The organism is Nitrospirota bacterium (genome assembly GCA_016214385.1).
Taxonomy (GTDB): Bacteria; Nitrospirota; Thermodesulfovibrionia; order UBA6902; family JACROP01; genus JACROP01.
Window position 1 is genome coordinate 1 of sequence record JACROP010000135.1, and the last position, 17,960, is coordinate 17,960.

At 43.1% G+C, this 17,960-nt stretch carries 19 protein-coding genes; 8 read left to right on the top strand and 11 right to left on the bottom strand.

All coding sequences use genetic code 11. The annotated features are described in order from the left end of the window. Positions 1-126 (bottom strand): 2-oxoacid:acceptor oxidoreductase family protein (locus HZC12_08530; GenBank protein ID MBI5026749.1); only part of this gene is annotated, 126 nt, incomplete at its 3' end. A 201-nt stretch (positions 127-327) separates the two neighbouring features. On the opposite strand from HZC12_08530, the gene HZC12_08535 reads away from it, so the two are divergent. Then, a complete protein-coding gene (locus HZC12_08535) occupies positions 328-999 on the top strand; it encodes a ribonuclease H-like domain-containing protein (protein MBI5026750.1) in 672 nt (223 codons plus the stop codon). Between the two features lie 28 nt (positions 1,000-1,027). Here HZC12_08535 and HZC12_08540 read toward each other — a convergent pair whose 3' ends face one another. The 7 genes from HZC12_08540 to infB form a co-directional block, all read right to left on the bottom strand. Beyond that, complete coding sequence (locus HZC12_08540; GenBank protein ID MBI5026751.1) at positions 1,028-2,371, bottom strand: HAMP domain-containing histidine kinase; 1,344 nt, start codon at positions 2,369-2,371, stop codon at positions 1,028-1,030. Beyond that, the gene (locus HZC12_08545) at positions 2,361-3,050 is read right to left on the bottom strand and encodes a response regulator transcription factor (GenBank protein MBI5026752.1); all 690 of its coding nucleotides are present in this window, start codon (positions 3,048-3,050) and stop codon (positions 2,361-2,363) included. Before HZC12_08545 ends, HZC12_08540 begins: the two co-directional genes overlap by 11 nt. Next, a complete protein-coding gene (locus HZC12_08550; GenBank protein MBI5026753.1) occupies positions 3,025-3,945 on the bottom strand; it encodes a phosphatase PAP2 family protein in 921 nt (306 codons plus the stop codon). Before HZC12_08550 ends, HZC12_08545 begins: the two co-directional genes overlap by 26 nt. Further along, entirely contained in the window at positions 3,938-4,870 is a 933-nt protein-coding gene (truB, locus tag HZC12_08555) for a tRNA pseudouridine(55) synthase TruB (protein ID MBI5026754.1), read from the bottom strand. Before truB ends, HZC12_08550 begins: the two co-directional genes overlap by 8 nt. Beyond that, complete coding sequence (locus tag HZC12_08560) at positions 4,854-5,810, bottom strand: bifunctional oligoribonuclease/PAP phosphatase NrnA (GenBank protein ID MBI5026755.1); 957 nt, start codon at positions 5,808-5,810, stop codon at positions 4,854-4,856. Before HZC12_08560 ends, truB begins: the two co-directional genes overlap by 17 nt. After that, positions 5,794-6,153 carry a 30S ribosome-binding factor RbfA gene (rbfA, locus tag HZC12_08565; GenBank protein MBI5026756.1) on the bottom strand — a complete coding sequence of 120 codons (360 nt, stop codon included), beginning with the start codon at positions 6,151-6,153 and terminating at the stop codon, positions 5,794-5,796. Before rbfA ends, HZC12_08560 begins: the two co-directional genes overlap by 17 nt. 93 nt (positions 6,154-6,246) lie before the next feature. Next, positions 6,247-8,646, bottom strand: a complete 2,400-nt coding sequence (infB, locus tag HZC12_08570) for a translation initiation factor IF-2 (protein ID MBI5026757.1) — start codon at positions 8,644-8,646, stop codon at positions 6,247-6,249. 189 nt (positions 8,647-8,835) lie between these two features. Between infB and HZC12_08575 the strand changes: the two genes are divergently transcribed. Next, the gene (locus tag HZC12_08575; protein ID MBI5026758.1) at positions 8,836-9,024 is read left to right on the top strand and encodes a 50S ribosomal protein L28; all 189 of its coding nucleotides are present in this window, start codon (positions 8,836-8,838) and stop codon (positions 9,022-9,024) included. Between the two features lie 121 nt (positions 9,025-9,145). Beyond that, positions 9,146-9,601 carry a DUF721 domain-containing protein gene (locus HZC12_08580; GenBank protein MBI5026759.1) on the top strand — a complete coding sequence of 152 codons (456 nt, stop codon included), beginning with the start codon at positions 9,146-9,148 and terminating at the stop codon, positions 9,599-9,601. A gap of 36 nt (positions 9,602-9,637) precedes the next feature. Here HZC12_08580 and clpX read toward each other — a convergent pair whose 3' ends face one another. The 3 genes from clpX to tig are packed head-to-tail and all read right to left on the bottom strand — an operon-like array spanning position 9,638 to position 12,788. Further along, positions 9,638-10,879 (bottom strand): ATP-dependent Clp protease ATP-binding subunit ClpX, encoded by a 1,242-nt coding sequence (gene clpX, locus HZC12_08585; protein MBI5026760.1) that lies wholly within the window; start codon positions 10,877-10,879, stop codon positions 9,638-9,640. 7 nt (positions 10,880-10,886) lie between these two features. Continuing rightward, entirely contained in the window at positions 10,887-11,513 is a 627-nt protein-coding gene (clpP, locus tag HZC12_08590; protein ID MBI5026761.1) for an ATP-dependent Clp endopeptidase proteolytic subunit ClpP, read from the bottom strand. Positions 11,514-11,519: 6 nt separating this feature from the next. Then, positions 11,520-12,788 (bottom strand): trigger factor, encoded by a 1,269-nt coding sequence (gene tig, locus HZC12_08595; GenBank protein ID MBI5026762.1) that lies wholly within the window; start codon positions 12,786-12,788, stop codon positions 11,520-11,522. A gap of 129 nt (positions 12,789-12,917) precedes the next feature. Between tig and HZC12_08600 the strand changes: the two genes are divergently transcribed. The 5 genes from HZC12_08600 to HZC12_08620 all read left to right on the top strand — a co-directional run. Further along, complete coding sequence (locus HZC12_08600; protein ID MBI5026763.1) at positions 12,918-14,285, top strand: cytochrome C; 1,368 nt, start codon at positions 12,918-12,920, stop codon at positions 14,283-14,285. 46 nt (positions 14,286-14,331) lie between these two features. Beyond that, a complete protein-coding gene (locus HZC12_08605; GenBank protein MBI5026764.1) occupies positions 14,332-14,835 on the top strand; it encodes a tetratricopeptide repeat protein in 504 nt (167 codons plus the stop codon). Then, positions 14,832-15,917, top strand: coding sequence for a redoxin domain-containing protein (locus HZC12_08610; GenBank protein MBI5026765.1), 1,086 nt, complete (start codon positions 14,832-14,834; stop codon positions 15,915-15,917). The genes HZC12_08605 and HZC12_08610 overlap by 4 nt, the downstream gene beginning before the upstream one ends. After that, positions 15,918-16,913, top strand: coding sequence for a hypothetical protein (locus tag HZC12_08615; GenBank protein ID MBI5026766.1), 996 nt, complete (start codon positions 15,918-15,920; stop codon positions 16,911-16,913). A gap of 57 nt (positions 16,914-16,970) precedes the next feature. Next, on the top strand, positions 16,971-17,960 hold a 990-nt coding region (locus HZC12_08620; protein ID MBI5026767.1), incomplete at its 3' end, for a HAMP domain-containing protein.

A 17,960-nucleotide genomic window follows, 5' to 3' on the forward strand; every position in this document is an offset into this window, starting at 1 on the left:
CCCATACTCAGGGAATGCCTGGACATATCTCCCACCGCTCAAGCACGCATCAGCTAAGACCTTTGCAGCCGTGACTGTTCCCTGGCCCCCGCGACCATGCCAGCGAATCTCTACCAGTTCACTCATATTGGATTTCCTCCAGGATACTCTTTGATAAGAGTTTTAACTATAGCCTAAAATCTAAAGCATTTTCAAGCTTAGCGTGCCTGATTTATAAGTTAATAAATATTATAAATATAAAGTGAAAATTTAAATGCAAAAATCAAAAATGAAGAACAATAATTAAATCTCTTGAAACTCTATTATGAAAAGTGGTAAAAAATCCTTATGTCAAAAAAGATTGTCCTTGATATTGAGACCATAGGCAAAGACTTTGAATCTTTTGATGAACTCTCGAGGGAGTATCTCCTGAAATTCGCCGAAACTGAGGAGGAGATAAAGGAGGCCAAAGACAGGCTCAGTTTCTCGCCCCTTACTGGTGAGATTGTTGCCATAGGGCTATTGAATCCGGAGACCGATAAGGGTGCTGTTTATTTCCAGTCTCCAGGAATTGAAATTGAGCCTTTTGAAGAAAATGGGATAAAGTTCTCTTCAGGCACAGAGCCAGATATCCTGAGAAAATTCTGGGAGGTTGTAAAAGGCTATGACCAGGTCATAACCTTCAACGGCAGGGGTTTTGACTGCCCTTTTATAATACTCCGTTCAGCAATCCTCGGAATAAGACCATCAAAGGACCTGATGCCGAGTAGATACAATGACACGCATATAGACCTCCTCGACCATTTAAGCTTTTTCGGGGCTGTCAGGAAAAAATTCAACCTGCACATGTGGTGCAGGGCTTTTGGCATAAAGAGCCCAAAGACCGGGGGGATTACAGGCTATGAGATCAAAGACCTTTTTAAAGAAGGCAGGTATCTCGATATTGCCAGATACTGCACCGGCGACCTCCATGCCACAAAGGAGCTTTTCAGATACTGGGAAACATTCATCAAATTTTGAATTTCTAATTTCGAATAGGTCTTATATATCATATACGACCTATTCTTAAAGTAAACACCGAACCCTCGCCCACTCTGCTTTTGACCTCCAGATTTCCACCGATAGCACCGGCAAGTTCCTTTGCTATTGCAAGGCCGAGCCCAATACCTTCTGACTTTATCCCTTTATAGAACCGCTCAAAGATAAAAGGGACTTCTTCCTCTCTGATCCCGACCCCTGTATCCGCAACCGCTATAAAAAGGCCCTCAGGCCTGAGTCCGTAAGAGAGCGTAACTGACCCACTGTCTGTGTATTTAAGGGCATTGTTAAGGAGATTAAATAAAATATGGCTGAGCTTGTCCGGGTCTGTCACCATGCTGACATCAGATGTCCGCTCAAAATTAAATGTGATTCCCTTTGCCTTAAACAGGGGCTCCATACTTTTTGCTATATCTGTGAGGAAAGAGCCGAGCTCCACTTCTCTCTCCTCGAGATAGAGGCTGTGTGCCTCCAGGCTTGCGATGTCCTCTATCCCGTCAATCAGCTTTTTTAATCTATCAATTTCTAAGAGCAGACTTTCTACCTGAGCCGCCTCTGCAGGCATGACGCCGTCAAGTATTGCCTCTAAATGTCCTTTTATAATGGAGAGTGGTGTCCTGAGTTCATGCGCGATATTGGAGGCAAGTCGTTTTCTTAAACCTTCCTGTCTCTCCAGGGCTTCGGCCATTCTGTTGAATGTCATTGACAACTTTCCAATCTCATCTGCTGAGGTGGGCTTTACCCTGATGTTGAGATTTCCTGTGGCAATTTCAGATGCGGCCTTACTTAATTTGCGAAGAGGGCGGTTCAGGTAAGATGCGAGGAGAAAGCTCAATAAAAGAGCACTTCCGCCTGTGATCAGCAATGAAAATAAAAGGAAGTCTTTCCCCCTTTTCTTAAAGGTCTGTTCTTTTTCAATTAGAAGGCTGTTCTTCTTTTGCCTGGCATAAAGGGTACCGATTTCTCTGCCTCCGTAGTAAAGGGGATATGGGTCAAATGTCGAGACGGGAGCTTCCATGGATATGGCTGCCATCTTCTGTCTCATTGCTGGGGGCTGATGTTTGATGGCCCCGGCAGTCGTAATCAGGGTTTTACCTTTAATGTCTTTTACCTCTATCTCAAAGCCAAGCATAAAGCCCCAGTGAGCGACATTCATTAAATCATGCAGGTCCCATTTACCATTACCCTTTTCATAAGAACCCTCTATGGATGCTATAATCCAGTAAAGTTTATCCTCCTGACTTCCAGTGATATAGGCATCAAAGTCCTTAGAAATTAATCTCTCAAACAGGATATTCGAGCAGAGGACAACCACAACTACTGCTAAAAGGGCAAGGAAAAATTTAACTCTCATCCCTTTTCCCTGTAAATTTATATCCTACGCCGTATACAGTCTGAATATAGTCTGGCTTCCCTGGGTCGACCTCGATTTTTTGTCTTAAGTTCTTTATATGGGCATCTATAGTTCTTTCATATCCTTCAAACCCATATCCCAGGCAGGTATTTATTAACTTCTCACGACTGAATACCATGTTCGGGTTCTTAGCCATTGTCAATAAGATATTTAATTCTGTAGGCGTAAGAGCCACGATCTTCCCTCTCACCTTCACCTCATGGGCGCCTGCGTCAATGAGGATAGCGCCTCTGTCAAAACTATGAATCTTTGTCCTATCGCCTGAATCAGACCTCCTCAACACAGCTTTTACCCGTGCTACAAGTTCCCTCGGGCTGAAAGGTTTAACAACATAATCATCTGCCCCGATTCCAAGCCCTTTCACTCTGTCCTCCTCACTGCTTTTTGCTGTGAGCATTATTATCGGCACATCTGATAGCGCCCTTATACTGCTGCAAATTTCTTCTCCCGGGATGTCTGGAAGAAAAAGGTCAAGGATTATAAGAGAAGGCTTTTTCTTAAGCATATCGAGGGCCATCGTGCCTGTATTTGCAACAAGGACATCATAGCCCTCCTTTACGAGATATGCCTTAACAACATCGGCAATCTTTGGCTCATCTTCTACCAGGAGTATTTCCATTCTTTATTTCCCAGTAATTATAATACCACTCTCCGAGGTATATAGTAAAAACCGAAAGCACGATACCACCGAGGACATCAACCGCGTAATGATACCGTAAATATACTGTTGATACGAGGAGGGCAAGTATGACAGGGAGATAGAGATAGAAGAGCTTTTTGTGATATTTATATGCAAGATACAGGACAACAAGGGCCACTGCTGTATGCCCGCTCGGAAAGGCATCTCTCTTGATTCCTTCAAGTGCATTCAGGGTTCTGTCAATAACATCCCTTATCAAAACACCTTTGAGCTCTATTTCATGGAGATGCTCCATCGTGTACCTTGGACCAATAGCAGGGACCAATATATAACCGATATAAGAAAGGTAAAAACAGAGAATAATAAGAAAAAGGGTTCTGTCAAACGCCTTTTCTTCCCCCCTTACCTTTAACACAATCCCCAGGATTATCGGGAGGAAATAATAAGAAGAATAGGCAAGCTGAAAGATTTCTGTTAAGAAGGGGCTTACAAAACGCTCAAAGACAACAGTGGGATGATTGCCGAATATGATATAGTCTATGCGTATTAAATGGTGGTCATAGTCCTTCGGATTTATGTAATGCACAAGGCCACCGAGGCTGTCAAAAATAAGCATGACCGCTATTACAGGAAAGATAATGTCATAGATCGTCTTCAAAACTTTTCCATTGTGTTTGTTTTTGAAATATATAAGGGAAAAAAGTGCAGCGATAAGGCTGACATAAATAAAAATAAGGAGGGTCGGCCTCGGTATCCTGCTGAAAAAGATTATTGTCAGGGCAGTAAGAAAAAATAAAAAGCAAAAAGTAAGCAAATCAACAGGGCGCAGGAGACATAAAAGCCTTGCAGCTTTATCGGTACTGTCGTTACGCAAATACAGTCTCCAGCTTAATCCTATCAGGCTCCATTAAAAACCTGCCAATTGCAAGGAGTTCATTATCCGGAGCTTTTACCTTTACAGCGTCACCTATCTTCAGACCTTCCGGAAACTTAAGAATATCTCTTATCCCGGGCGGGCTGCCATTTCTTACCTTTTTAGCAGCATGCTCGTTGACCGTAAGGCTCTGTATCCATGAAAGTGCCGTATCAATATCAAAAATACTCTTCTCGGAGCGAGTCTCAGCGAAGAGTCGCTTCGACCCATAGACAGACTCGATCCGAATATCCGCCAGGCCCTGTATGTCAATGGAGTCTTCAATCCTGAATGGCCCTACTCCTGTCCTTTTAAGGGCGTACATGTGTGCCCCGACTCCGAGTTGTTTCCCTATATCATCGCAGAGGGCCCTCACATATGTCCCTTTTGAGCATGCCACATTGAAAGTGATATAAGGCAGGTCTACATTTTCAAGTTCTATTTTCTTGATATTTATCTCTCTCAAGTCGCTGTGAACTTCCAGACCCTTTCTTGCGAGCTTGTAAAGGGGTGTGCCTTTATGCTTTAGAGCAGAAAATATTGGAGGTCTTTGAAGGCTTTTACCCTCAAAGGACTTTAAAACATCTTCGATCTCCTGAACCTGAAGTCGAGGAACTTCCTTTTTAGAGATTATCCTGCCAGATGAATCCTGTGTATCCGTAGCCTCGCCGAGCTTTGCAGTAACTACATATTCCTTATCAAGTACAGCTAAATATGAAACTATTCTCGTTGCCCTGTTCAGGCACACAAGTAGAATGCCTGTAGCCATGGGGTCGAGGGTCCCTGCGTGGCCTGCCTTTTTTGCATTAAAGACTTTTTTTACCTGTGTTGTTGCCTCGTGTGAGCTGATCCCCTCCGCCTTATCGAGGTTAATTACCAGATCCATCTGAATTTTCTATTATAGCCCTGAGAACCCTTTCCTTGACCTCCTGAAGGGTGCCGTGCAGTTCGCAACCAGCAGCATTGTAATGACCTCCTCCACCGAGGGACTCTGCAATTTTTGCAACATTGACCCTGTCCTTAGATCGCAGGCTTACCTTATAACCACCATTATCGAGTTCTCTAAAAAGCATAGAGACTTCAACCCCCTTTATCATCCTCGGGTAGTTTGCGAAATTCTCGGTATCTGCGGCAGCGGTGCCTGTCTTTTTATACATCTCCTGTGTAACGATAATCCAGGCAATACTTCCCCTCCTTTCAAGCGTTGAAAGGCTCTCAGTTATAAGCCTGAACCGGCCCTGGGAGATACTCTCATATACCTCCTGCGCTATCTTCCACGGATCTACGCCAGCTTCGATGAGGCCGGCAGCAATCCTCAGTGTTTCAGATTTTGTGTTTGGATACCTGAAACCTCCGGTGTCTGTAAAAATGGCTGTATAGAGATTTGTCGCTATTGCTTCGTCCATGGAGACATCAAGAGAATTTAGAAGCAGATAGACCATCTCTCCTGTTGCCCCTGCCCCTGAGTCAACCCACTTCACACCTGCATTGTCTGTCTCTGTTAAATGATGGTCTATGATAACCGTCTTTTTCGCCTTCAAATCTTTTAAACCTGTCCGTTTAATGTCACCGCAGTCAATAATAAACAGCACATCAAAAATTTTATCAGGAACTGCTTTTCCTATAACATCGGAAAATGGAAGGAATTTAAACATCTCAGGCACATCGCCTTTTGTAATCACGCTTACATCTTTCCCTCTCTTCCTCAGGCCCAGGAAAAGGGCAATGCTTGAACCCAGAGCATCCCCATCTGGGTTTATATGGATTGTAATAAGAAAGCTTTTGTTTTCCTGTATGAGGCTGAGTATTTCAGGAGGAACCTTCATCTCTCTCTTTTATCTCCCTGATTATTCTGTCTATCTTTGCTCCATATTCTATGGATTTATCAAGTTTAAAGATAAGCTCAGGGAGGATTTTCATCCTTATCCTCCTGCCCAGTTCTCCCCTTATGAACTTGGCTGAAGAAATAAGTATCTTCAGGGTCTCCTCCCTTTTTGCATCTTCAAGAATACTGACATAAACTTTTGCATACCTGAGGTCATCGCTCACATCAGCCCCTGTAACGGTTATGAAACCAATTCTCGGGTCTTTCAGTTTATGCATAATAATGTCTGCTATCTCTTCTCTTATGAGGTCTCCAACCCTTGCAGAACGCTTGTACGGGTGCATAAATCCTCCTCGGTTATGGCAGGTATAACTACAGGCAAGAAGGCTAACTATTATAGAAATTTAATGGAATTCCTTAATTTTGATTTTTGCATTTTAACTTAATTTGGCGGCTACCTGTTCCATAAGGTAGTTTTCCAGCACATCTCCAACTTTTACATCATTAAAGTTCTCTATCACGATACCACACTCATAGCCTGCCTGGATCTCCTTAACGTCCTCTTTGAACCTTTTCAGAGAAGCGATTTTCCCATCGTATACCACAATGTTATCCCTGATAACCCTTATGCCGGTGCTTGACCTTGTTATAAATCCATCAAGGACATAGCATCCTGCAATCGTCCCGAATCTGGATACCTGGAATAGCTGTCTGATTTCTGCCCTGCCAAGGACTTTTTCTTTTACAGTTGGCTCAAGGAGGCCCTCGAGCGCCTTTTTAACGTCCTCTATCGCATCATATATAACATTGTACATGCGGATATCAACGCCCTCTTTTTCAGCAAGCGGATATGCCTTTGTCTCAGGCCTTACATTAAAACCGAGGATTATTGCCTGAGATGCAGATGCCAGCATCACATCTGATTCATTTATACCTCCAGCCGAGGCATGGATCACCTTGACCTTAACCTGGGGGTGACTCAGGTGCTCCATTGCATCCTTTATTGCCTCCACCGTTCCCTGCACATCTCCTTTAATGACGACGTTCAGATCTTTTATTCCCTCTTCTTTTATCTTTGCGTAAAGGTCATCGAGGGTAAGTTTTCTTGCCTTAGAGATTCCGGCAAGCCTCTGCTTTTGAAGTCTGGCCAGTGCTATCTGTCTTGCTTTTCTCTCATCGTCCATTGCTATAAAAACATCACCGGCCTGGGGAACCTCTGAAAAACCAATAACTTCAACAGGCGTAGCAGGTCCTGCCGCCTCAACTTTTCGGCCGTCATCATCTATTAATGCCCTGACTTTTCCAGCAAATGTCCCGGCAAGAAAGGCATCACCTGCCTTCAAGGTTCCGGATTGAACCAGAACAGTAGCTACCGGGCCCCTTCCTCTATCGAGCTTGGCCTCTATTATTGCTCCTTTTGCTGGCCTGTTGGGATTGGCTTTAAGCTCCATAACTTCTGCCTGAAGCAAAATCATTTCAAGGAGCTTTTCTATCCCTATCCTCTTTTTGGCTGAAACGTCGACAAAAATATTCTGCCCACCCCACTCCTCTGAGACTATTCCATGTTCGGCGAGTTCATTCCGGATCTTTGCAGGATTGGCTTCAGGCTTATCTATTTTGTTTACTGCAACAACTATAGGTACATTTGCAGCCTTTGCATGATTTATAGCCTCAATTGTTTGTGGCATTACACCGTCATCTGCGGCAACTACAAGAACAACGATATCCGTGACTTTGGCTCCCCTTGCCCGCATAGCAGTGAATGCCTCATGGCCAGGTGTATCGAGAAAGACAATATCTTTACCCTTCAATCTGACCTTATAAGCACCTATGTGCTGCGTTATTCCACCAGCTTCCATTTCTGTAACTTTTGTCTGCCGGATAGCATCGAGCAGGGAGGTCTTTCCGTGGTCTACATGACCCATAATTGTGATTATAGGTGGTCTTGGTATCAGATTAGAAACATCTTCTGTTTCTTCTACACCCAGGTCTTCTATCCCCACAGGTGCGAGCTCTATCTTTATGCCAAAACTCTCAGCAACAATCTGAGCTGCAGGTCCATCTACCGGCTGATTTATAGTCAGCATATAGCCAAGCTCCATAAATTTTTTTATCACCTCAGGGAGCTTCTGTCCTATCATCTCGGCAAATTCTTTTAATGTTGTGCCTTCATGGAGTTTCAGCACCTTTTTTCTTGTCGGGGTTGGGAGAGGTAAGACCCTGGCCTCTACCTTTTGATATTGAACTTTGCCTCTTTCATGTTTCTTGGGGAAAGGCTTTACCTCACGCCACTTCTTTACTTCCACCCTCTTTATGGTTTCAAAGGCCCTCTGCATTCCGGGCTTCCCCTTAAACTTCTCAACCCTCTCTGCCTCTACCTCCTTTTTGAACCTGTCAGGTATCTTTACCTCTTCTTCGATCTCTACAGCAGCCGGCTTCTCAACAGGCATAGGGGGCCCTTCGGTTATCTCTTCTTTAGCTTCAGGGACTTCCAATTCCTTTTCCTTTTTGATTTCTAATTCTTCTTTCTCTTCGACTCCCCTCTTAACTTCTTCGATTTTTCTCTCAACTTTCTTGATTTCCTTCTCTACTTTTTTCTCAGTCTTTTTCTCAACCTTCTTCTCGACTTTTTTCTCAACCTTTTCAAGAGGCACTGGCTTTTGGGCAGGTGGTTTTTCTTTTTTGGTGAAAATTTTGGTCAGCTTAAGGACAGAATCATCCTCTATGCTCGATGAATGGGTCTTACCTTTAACCCCCATTTTCTCAAGCTCCGCAACAAGCTCTTTGCTACCGACGCCGAGCTTTTTGGCTAAATCATAAACCCTTGCCTTGGACACCTAAGTCATATCCCCCTTTTTAAATTTAAGAAATTTAGAATTTTTTGTTTTGAATTTTTAACTTTTATAATGTTATCATAATTAGCTTTTTTAATGCAATCTCTATGGAAGTGAGAAATTGGAAATGGGAAGTGAAGAAATTCATAACTTCCTACTTCCCACTTTATTAAATAAGGAGGGTATTTCGATATGGCAGTTTGCTCAGTCTGTGGAAAAAGAAAGGTTATAGGGAATAACGTAAGCCATGCAAACAACAGAACAAAAAGGTTTTTTTCACCGAACCTTCAAAGGATAAAGGTCGTTACTGATGGGGGAACAAAAAGGACTTACGTTTGCACCCGTTGCCTCCGCTCCGGGAAAATAAAGAAAGCAATGTAAACTGTAAATATAACCACAGAGGACACAGAGCTATAAACTCGTGAACTCTGTGGCAGATTATTTACCCTGTGTCTCAGTGCCTCAGGTCTCTTTCAACTTAAATACGAAAGAGGAAAAATTTATGCATCGAGCTGGCGATATACTGAGAGGATTTTTAAAAGGACTCGGCTCTGAGAGCGCCCTCACCATCAATGCGATAAGGAAAAAATGGGAGGACATTGTGGGTAAAACAGTCTCGGTTCATACATATCCAGATGGTTTAAGAAATAATATGCTTTTTGTCCTGGTCGATACGCCACAGTGGATGCACCACCTTAGTTTCTACAAGCAGGAAATCCTGGAAAAGTTAAATACATTTGGTGTCAAAGACGTCAGGTTCAAGGTCGGCAAGCTTCCGGAACAGGATCCAGGGTTAAGGATTCAGGGTTCAAAAGCTGTTCTGCAAAAAAACCTGACAAAAGAGGACACCATGTATATCGAGGATACAGTTGACGCTATAAAAGATGACGATTTGAAAATAAAATTAAGACGTCTTCTTCAAAATGCATTAACAAAAGGCAAATTAAACAGAACGTAGAACACAGCTAACAGATAACAAATGTCTGCACGCTGCTTAAGCTGACTCGGCGTGCTTTTCGTAAATAAGAATTGGCTTTTCCTTTTTATTAACAACATCATCATTTACAAGGCATTCCTTTATGCCTTTCTGCGACGGTATCTCATACATAACATCAAGCATCACTTCTTCGAGAATCGCCCTCAACCCCCTTGCGCCTGTCTTGCGTTCTGTTGCCTTCTTTGCTATTGCAACAAGGGCACTGTCTGTAAATCTCAGCTTAACATTATCAAAGGAAAGAAGCCTTTGATACTGTTTTATAAGGGCATTTTTAGGCCCGGTTAGAATCTTTATCAGGGCATCCTCATCAAGCTCATCAAGGGTTGCTACAACTGGCAGTCTTCCGACAAACTCCGGTATAAGGCCATACTTTATTAAATCCTCTGGTTGAACCAGCTCAAGGATATCCCCTATTTTCTTCTCTACCCTGCTCTTTAGCTCTGCTCCAAAACCTACGGTTCTCTTGCCTATCCTCTGTTCCACCATCCTGTCGAGGCCTACAAAGGCTCCGCCACATATAAAAAGTATATTGGAAGTATTTACCTGGATGAATTCCTGATGCGGGTGCTTCCTTCCACCCTGAGGCGGTATGTTAGCGATTGTACCTTCTATAATCTTAAGCAGTGCCTGCTGCACCCCTTCACCTGATACATCTCTTGTAATAGAGGGGTTTTCAGATTTACGGCTTATCTTGTCAATCTCATCAATGTAAACAATGCCACGCTGAGCCCTCTCAACATCATATTCGGCAGCTTGAAGGAGCTTTAGAATTATATTTTCGACATCCTCTCCAACATAGCCCGCCTCTGTAAGGGTCGTAGCATCTGCAATTGTAAATGGCACATCCAGAATCTTTGCGAGGGTCTGCGCAAAGAGAGTCTTACCAGTTCCGGTCGGCCCTACAAGCAGGATATTGCTCTTCTGGAGTTCAACCTCAGATTCGATCGGACTGCTTATCCTCTTGTAGTGATTGTGCACTGCAACAGAAAGGATTTTCTTGGCCTTTTCCTGCCCTACTACATAGTCGTTAAGATAAGTATTTATCTCCTTTGGAGTCGGAAGTCTTGGTGTTATATGTGTTCCGATTGATGCTTCAAGTTCTTCGGCAATGATTTCATTACAGAGACCAATACATTCATCACAGATATAAACAGTAGGCCCGGCTATGAGTTTTCTGACTTCGTCCTGCCCTTTACCGCAAAATGAGCATTTAAGGGAATCATCACCTTTTCTGGTCATAAATTTTCTAATTTCCTCCCTTATTGGTTTTTATGGTTACTATGACTTCATCTACAAGGCCGTATTCCTTGGCTTCCTGGCCGGACATAAAGAAATCCCTCTCTGTATCAGCCTGTATTTTTTCAAAAGGCTGCCCTGTGTGTAATGCAAGAATCTTATTCAAAGTGTCTTTCATCTTTAGTATTTCCCTTGCGTGGATTTCCACATCAGTGGCCTGTCCGTAAAATCCGCCTATTGGCTGATGTATCATTATCCTCGCATGGGGAAGGGCAAAACGTTTCCCTTTTTTCCCGGCAGCAAGCAGCAGGGCTCCCATGCTGGCTGCCTGGCCTATACAATATGTGGCTATGTCGGGTTTAACATATTGCATGGTGTCGTAAATAGCGAGGCCGGCTGGAACTATGCCGCCCGGGGTATTTATATATACGTGTATATCCTTATCGGGGTCGTCTGTCTGAAGAAATAATAACTGGGCTATAACAGTATTAGCTACAATATCATCGATTGGCGTCCCTACAAAGATGATCCTATCTTTAAGAAGCCTGGAGTATATATCATAGGCCCTTTCAGTTCTGCCTGTCTGTTCTATAACAAATGGAATCACGCTCAATGTCTTCTCCTTTTTATTGTTTATATTATATCAAGCCTGCTCAATATTTGCCTTTGACAGCAAAATGTCCATGACCTTGTCCTCATAAAGCTTGCCTTTCAGCCCTTCTAAGGAGCCGTCCCTCGCAATATAAAACTTTATCACATCCTCGGGTTTGAGGCGATGCCTGTCAGCAATTTCTTTTATCTTTTCCCTCATTTCCTCATCTGTTACCCCTATTTTTTCTTTCTCACCTATTACATCTAAAAGAATAATAGCCTTTACATTCCTTCTGGCAATAGGTTCATTCTCAAGCTTCAACTCGTCATCAGTCTTAACAGCTTCTCCTCCCATCGCCGCAATTCTTTTGGCCTCAAGCATAAGATGTTCAAGCTCCCTGTTGACCATTGATTGAGGGAGCTCAAAGTCTATAGAATCAATCAGACGATTAAGTAGCTCTTTCTTATATCCTATCTCTATTTGTTCCTTTTTATTTTTGATAATATCTTCGCGTAGCCTTTCCTTAAGCCCTACTATGCTCTCGTATCCAAAACTTTTGGCAAGATCGTCATCCACAGGGGGGAGGACTTTTCTCTTAACCTCTTTTACTGACACGTTAAATATAACTTCCTTCCCGGCAATAGCCTTATTGGGGTGATTATCCTTGAATGATATTTTTACCTCAAAGGAATCTCCCTTCTTTTTTCCGATAAGTCCACTGCTGAATTCTTCTGGCAGAGATTCAGAACCCTGAATAAAGGCAAAATCTTTTACGGATAAACCTTTCACAGCAATGCCCTCTATATAACCCTCGTGGTCTATAACCACCATATCCCCTTCCTTTACGCCTTCTTCTGAAATTTCAAATAACGCCCTGTTTTCTTGAAACATCTTAAGGGCATTGTCTACCTCATGCTCTTCAAAAGCAAGTGGTCTTTCTTTTAATTTCAAACCCTCATAATTGAGCTGCTCTATCTCTGGCTTGACCTCAACGGTAACGGTAAAAAGCAAAGGCTGATTTTTTATAAACTCTATTTTCCCTTCGATATTCGGAGAGGTAACAGGCATTATCCCTGCCTCTTTAACCGCCTTTGAGTAAAACTCCGGGATTAGCTTCTCCATCACCTCTGCCTCTACGCCCCTGCCAAATCTCCTCTCAAGGATAGACTGTGGTGCCTTGCCTGTCCTGAATCCTGGAATCCTTGCGGTAGACCGCAACCGCCTGTAAGCCTGGCTTATTTCGTCTTCAATAATGGAAGAAGGCACTTCTATTCTTAGTTTTTTTATTGTGGGAGCTATTTCCTCGATATGCTGTAACATTTTTCCTCTCTACGAGTCATCGACTTGAGGAATTTTAAAATTATCTAAAACACTTTGTCAATGAAGTGTACTCGTTCAATACATATGAGACAAAATACGAGAAGACAAAAATCGTTTAAAACTCAAGGGTTGATAATTATATGTCATTCCCGCGAAGGCGGGAATCCAGTCCTTTTAACCAATTTTTCAATATCTTTTTCTGGATTCTTCATTGTTTTAAGTCTTTCACTATGGGACAGAGAAACGGTTAGCTTTGCAGAAGCCAAAGAATCCTGCATTACAGACAAGTGCCACAGCAAGATGGGAAAGGACAAGTTTGTGCACGGGCCAGTAGCAGTGGGAGACTGCAAGGCATGCCACAAGCCAGTTGATAAACACAAATTCACTCCTATAAAAAACATCTCAGAGCTATGTTATCAATGTCACGATAAGGTTGATACGAATAAGGTCGTACATAAACCTGTAAAGGAAGGTTCGTGCACCACATGCCACAGCCCTCACCAGTCGCCATACAAATTCCAGCTTCGCTCACAGGGTGTTGACCTCTGCTTCAGATGTCACGATAAGAAAATCGCAACAGGCAAGTTCATACATGGCCCTGTTGCTGTCGGAGGATGTGTCATCTGCCATAATCCGCATCAGGGCCAATTCCCGAGAATGCTGAGGGCAGCAGGCAATGATGTATGTTTCACATGCCATACTGATAAGGCAGAAGCATTCAAGGGGAAAAAATTTTCCCATCAGCCTGTGAAAGATAGTTGTGTGACCTGTCACAGCCCGCACGCAGGAGAATACAAATTCATGTTCAAAGCAGAAGGCTCAAGGGACCTCTGTTTTAGATGCCATTCTGATAAACGTGAGCATGTAGGCAGTGTCAAGGTAAAACATGGCGGGTTGGAAACGCCGAAGCACTGCCTCGCATGTCATGACCCTCATGTTACTGATTACGCAAAACAGTTAAAGATGCAACCGATGGACCTCTGTATGAGCTGCCATGACAAGAAATTAGATACCCCTACAGGCAAAATAATGGATATGAAAACCTGGCTGGCCAGGAATTCAATCCACCACGGGCCGATAAAGCAAAAAGATTGCTCTGCCTGTCATAATCCCCATGGCTCAGATAACTTCAGGATACTCAAGAAATACTTCCCTCCTGTATTTTACGCACCATTTGATCCAAAAAACTATGAACTCTGCTTTAGCTGTCACGAAAAAACCCTTGTACTCGACCCCAAAACTACAACATTAACCGGTTTCAGGAACGGCGATCAGAATCTCCACTTTCTGCATGTTAATAAACCTGTGAAGGGCCGCACATGCAGGGCATGCCACGATGTCCATGCAACGAACAACCCAAGACATATAAGGGATGCTGTCCCTTTTGGCGCATGGGAGATACCTATAAACTTCACCAAAACCAGCGATGGGGGAAAGTGCCTGCCTGGCTGCCATGGCGCTAAAGTCTTCAACAGGGTAAGTCCGGCAAAGAATTAAATGAAATATATGACTTTTTTCAATATAGTTTTTCATAGAAAAACCAATGAGAATTTATAAATGTATCTTATGCATGTTTATTTTCATGTATATCCCTGTCTGTTCAGTGTGGGCACAGGAAGACAGAGCAAAGGCCGAATCCCTATATAAGGAGTCTATAACCTTAACAAAAGAAGGCTCCATTGACAGGGCAATAGATGTAATTAAAGATGCTATTAAGGCTGACCCTAACTATGCAAATGCGCATAAACAGTTGGGTTATCTGCTCCTGAAAAAAAATAAGTTAGATGAAGCCCTGACTTCCTTCAACACAGCGTTAAAGATAAATCCCAGGTTGCATGCGGCAAAAACAGGCATAGGGATAGTCCTGGCAAGAAAGGGTGATTTAAAGGGTGCCGAAGCAATCCTGAAGGATGCCCTGATTTTAAACCCCGATCCTGTGATGGCCCACTATGAGCTCGGGATGGTATATGAAAAGTTAGGAGAGACTGAAAAGGCTATTGCCGAATACAAAGAGGGTATAAATAAACACCTGCAGGGCAGACGGTGAAAAAGCGATACTTCATACTAATAATTCTGTTTTCCCATCTGATTTTCGCCACTCACCTGTGTAAGGCAGAGGCATTACTTCAGACAGGCATAAAACCGCCTGAGTTTTCTTTGAAAGATATAAATGGCAGGGACGTCAGCTTATCTCAGTATACAGGCAAGAAAGCGGTTGCAGTTGTGTTCTGGGCAACATGGAGCGCAAATTCTCCAAAGGCACTCAGAAGATTTGAAGAATTTTATAGAAAGTACAAAGACAAAGGGATACAGGTTATTGGCATAAATGCAGATAATCAGACGATTTCTAATGATGACCTGGAGAACATAAAAAAGGTTGTCAAGGAACTGGGAGTCACCTTTCCTGTTCTTGTAGATAAGGGGTTAACGACCTTTCGCAGTTATGATGTTATAGCGCTGCCATCTACTGTAGTTATATCAGAAGGCAGGATAACATACGAGATGCCCGGGTTTCCCCTTGTTGGGACAGAGGATATGTTCGATTATATCCTTTCTCTTGCAGGCGAAGCCAGGGCGGTTAAGGTTAAGATGGGATACCAACCCGAGTATAAAGCCATTGCGCAGATAAACCTCGGAAGAGAATTTATTAAGGAAAAGATGTTTTCAATGGCCTACTCTGCATTTAATAAGGCGATCGGGATCGACCCGAAATTTATTTTGCCATATGTGGAGCTTTCAAAGCTCTATGTATCTGAAGGTAAGATGTCAGAGGCAGAGCAGAGCCTGAAAAAAGCCCTGACAGTCGAGCCTGATAATGTTGTAGTGCTGAGTGAACTGGGCTTTCTGACAGCAAAGGCTAATAAATATAAAGAGGCGGCTGAGCTTCTGAAAAAGGCTTTAAAAAAAGCGCCTGCATACACACCAGCACTTTACTATCTCGGTTATGTCCTCGGCAAAGATGGGAAATTAAAAGAGGCAACCGCCTCATTTGAGGAGGCGAAGGGTTTAAACCCGAAAGAATACAGGATTTATTACCTCAGCGCAGAAGTCTATGAAGGTAGGGGCATGTTAAAGGAGGCATCTGAAAATTACAGGAAGGCCCTGGAATTGCTTTCAGGGATTAGATAAATGAAAAGACTCGCCTCGGTTGTATGGTTTACAACGCTAATCTTTGTTTTTAGTTCACAGTTCACGGTTCACAGCTCACAGTCCATAATCCTTTTACCCTCAGACAAGACCATAACCGAGGCCGGGCTTGTCAATATTGTTGTCAGGCTCGCAAAGGGCAGTGCAGATGCGATCGAGATAACAATAAATAATGCTAAACCTTTATCCATTAATATAGACCCTGAGAGAGGGTTTGTCTGCAAGGGCATAGAGATAAATTTCGGGCTTAATACCATCAAGGTAATAGCTAAAAAGGAAGGTTCAATCATATGGTCGCAGCAGGTTCAGGTTTTCCACAGGTCAGACATATCAAGAGAAAACAGGGTTGCACCTCCTGATTTCAAAAAAGATACTTTTCACATCAAAGATAAGGAAAAGACATGCAGTTCATGCCACAGGATGGAAGTTAATAAAAGGGATTTAAGCCCTGCAAAACCAGAGGACTCGATGTGTTTTACCTGTCATAACAAAATAACATCCTTTAAAAATGTCCATGGGCCTGTGTCTGTCTGGGGCTGTCTTAATTGTCATAATCCTGAAAGTAGTCCTAATAAATACAGTGTTAAGACCCCGGTCAGAGATATCTGCTTCACATGCCATTTTGTTCAGAAAGAAGACTGGGCAACAAAAAAATATACCCATGGCCCTACGGCCACAGGCAAATGTACCATATGTCATAACCCCCATGCCTCAAATAACCCTTTCTGGCTCAAAAAACCTACATGGGACCTGTGCGTCACCTGTCACGAAGACAGGGCATCTGGAAGGCATGTGGTTGCGGGCTTTGTGTATGGGCAAAGTCACCCTACCAAAGGCGTACCTGACCCTCTACGGCCTGGAAAGGAACTCACCTGTGCAAGCTGCCATAACCCACATGTGTCATCCAACTCCAAAAGCCTCTTTAACTTTGATGTGACAGATAGGATGTCACTGTGTATCGTATGTCATAAGAAATAAGAGGCTGTTACCTGGGGTTGCGGCTACAAAATCGCTCAATTTAAGTTATAATAAAAAATGCTTAATAGTTTGAAATTCAAGATAACTATTACTGCCCTCCTTATTATCTCCGCAATCATGACTGTGACCACATGGAGAGACATCAAAGAGACCGAGCGTAAACTCCTGAACGGGCAAGAAGAAAAAGCAGTTTTGCTTTCTGACAGGATAAAACATGGCATCATGGTCCTTATGTTAGAGAACAAGTGGCGTGAGTTGCAAACAATGATGGAGCACATGGTTAAAAACGGCCATGAACTAAAAGAAATACGAATCTTTCATCCTGACAGTGGGATCATGCTTGTATCCTCAGACCCAGAAGACATCGGAAAACAAATCTATAAAGAAGACCGGGAAAGGTTCCAAAAACAGAAAAGCGAAGCTCCTTTTTTAATAGAGAAAAGTGGCCAACAATACGCCTCAAGGCTCACTGCCATCCCAAATCTGCCTGTATGCCACAAATGCCACGGCTCTGAAAAAAAGATTCTGGGCGTCCTCGATATAGAACTCTCACTCGCTGAGTCATATCAATCCATACAAAAATTTAAAAGAGAGCACTTAATAAATGCCTTCATGTGCTTTCTCCTTATTACAGGAGCTTTTCTGTTTGTAGTGGGGATACTGATAAATAAACCCATCAAGGGAATGATTGGCACAATCAAGAAGATAGAAAACGGTGATTTATCAGTCAGGATGAAGGCAGACAAAAAGGATGAACTCGGGCAACTGGCTAAAAGTTTCAATAGTATGGTGGAGGCCCTTGAGTCAGCCAAAAAGGAAATAGAAGAATACCACAGGCAGCAGGTTCAGAGGGCAGCGAAATTAGCATCCCTCGGTGAGCTTGCCTCAGGGATAGCCCATGAGATAAAAAATCCTCTGGCTGGAATAAGCGGCGCCATCCAGGTTTTATATTCTGATTTTGACCCGGAAGACCCGAAAAAAGAAATCATTACTGAGATTCTAAATCAGGTAAAGAGACTTGATCGGGCAGTCAGGGACCTCCTGAGC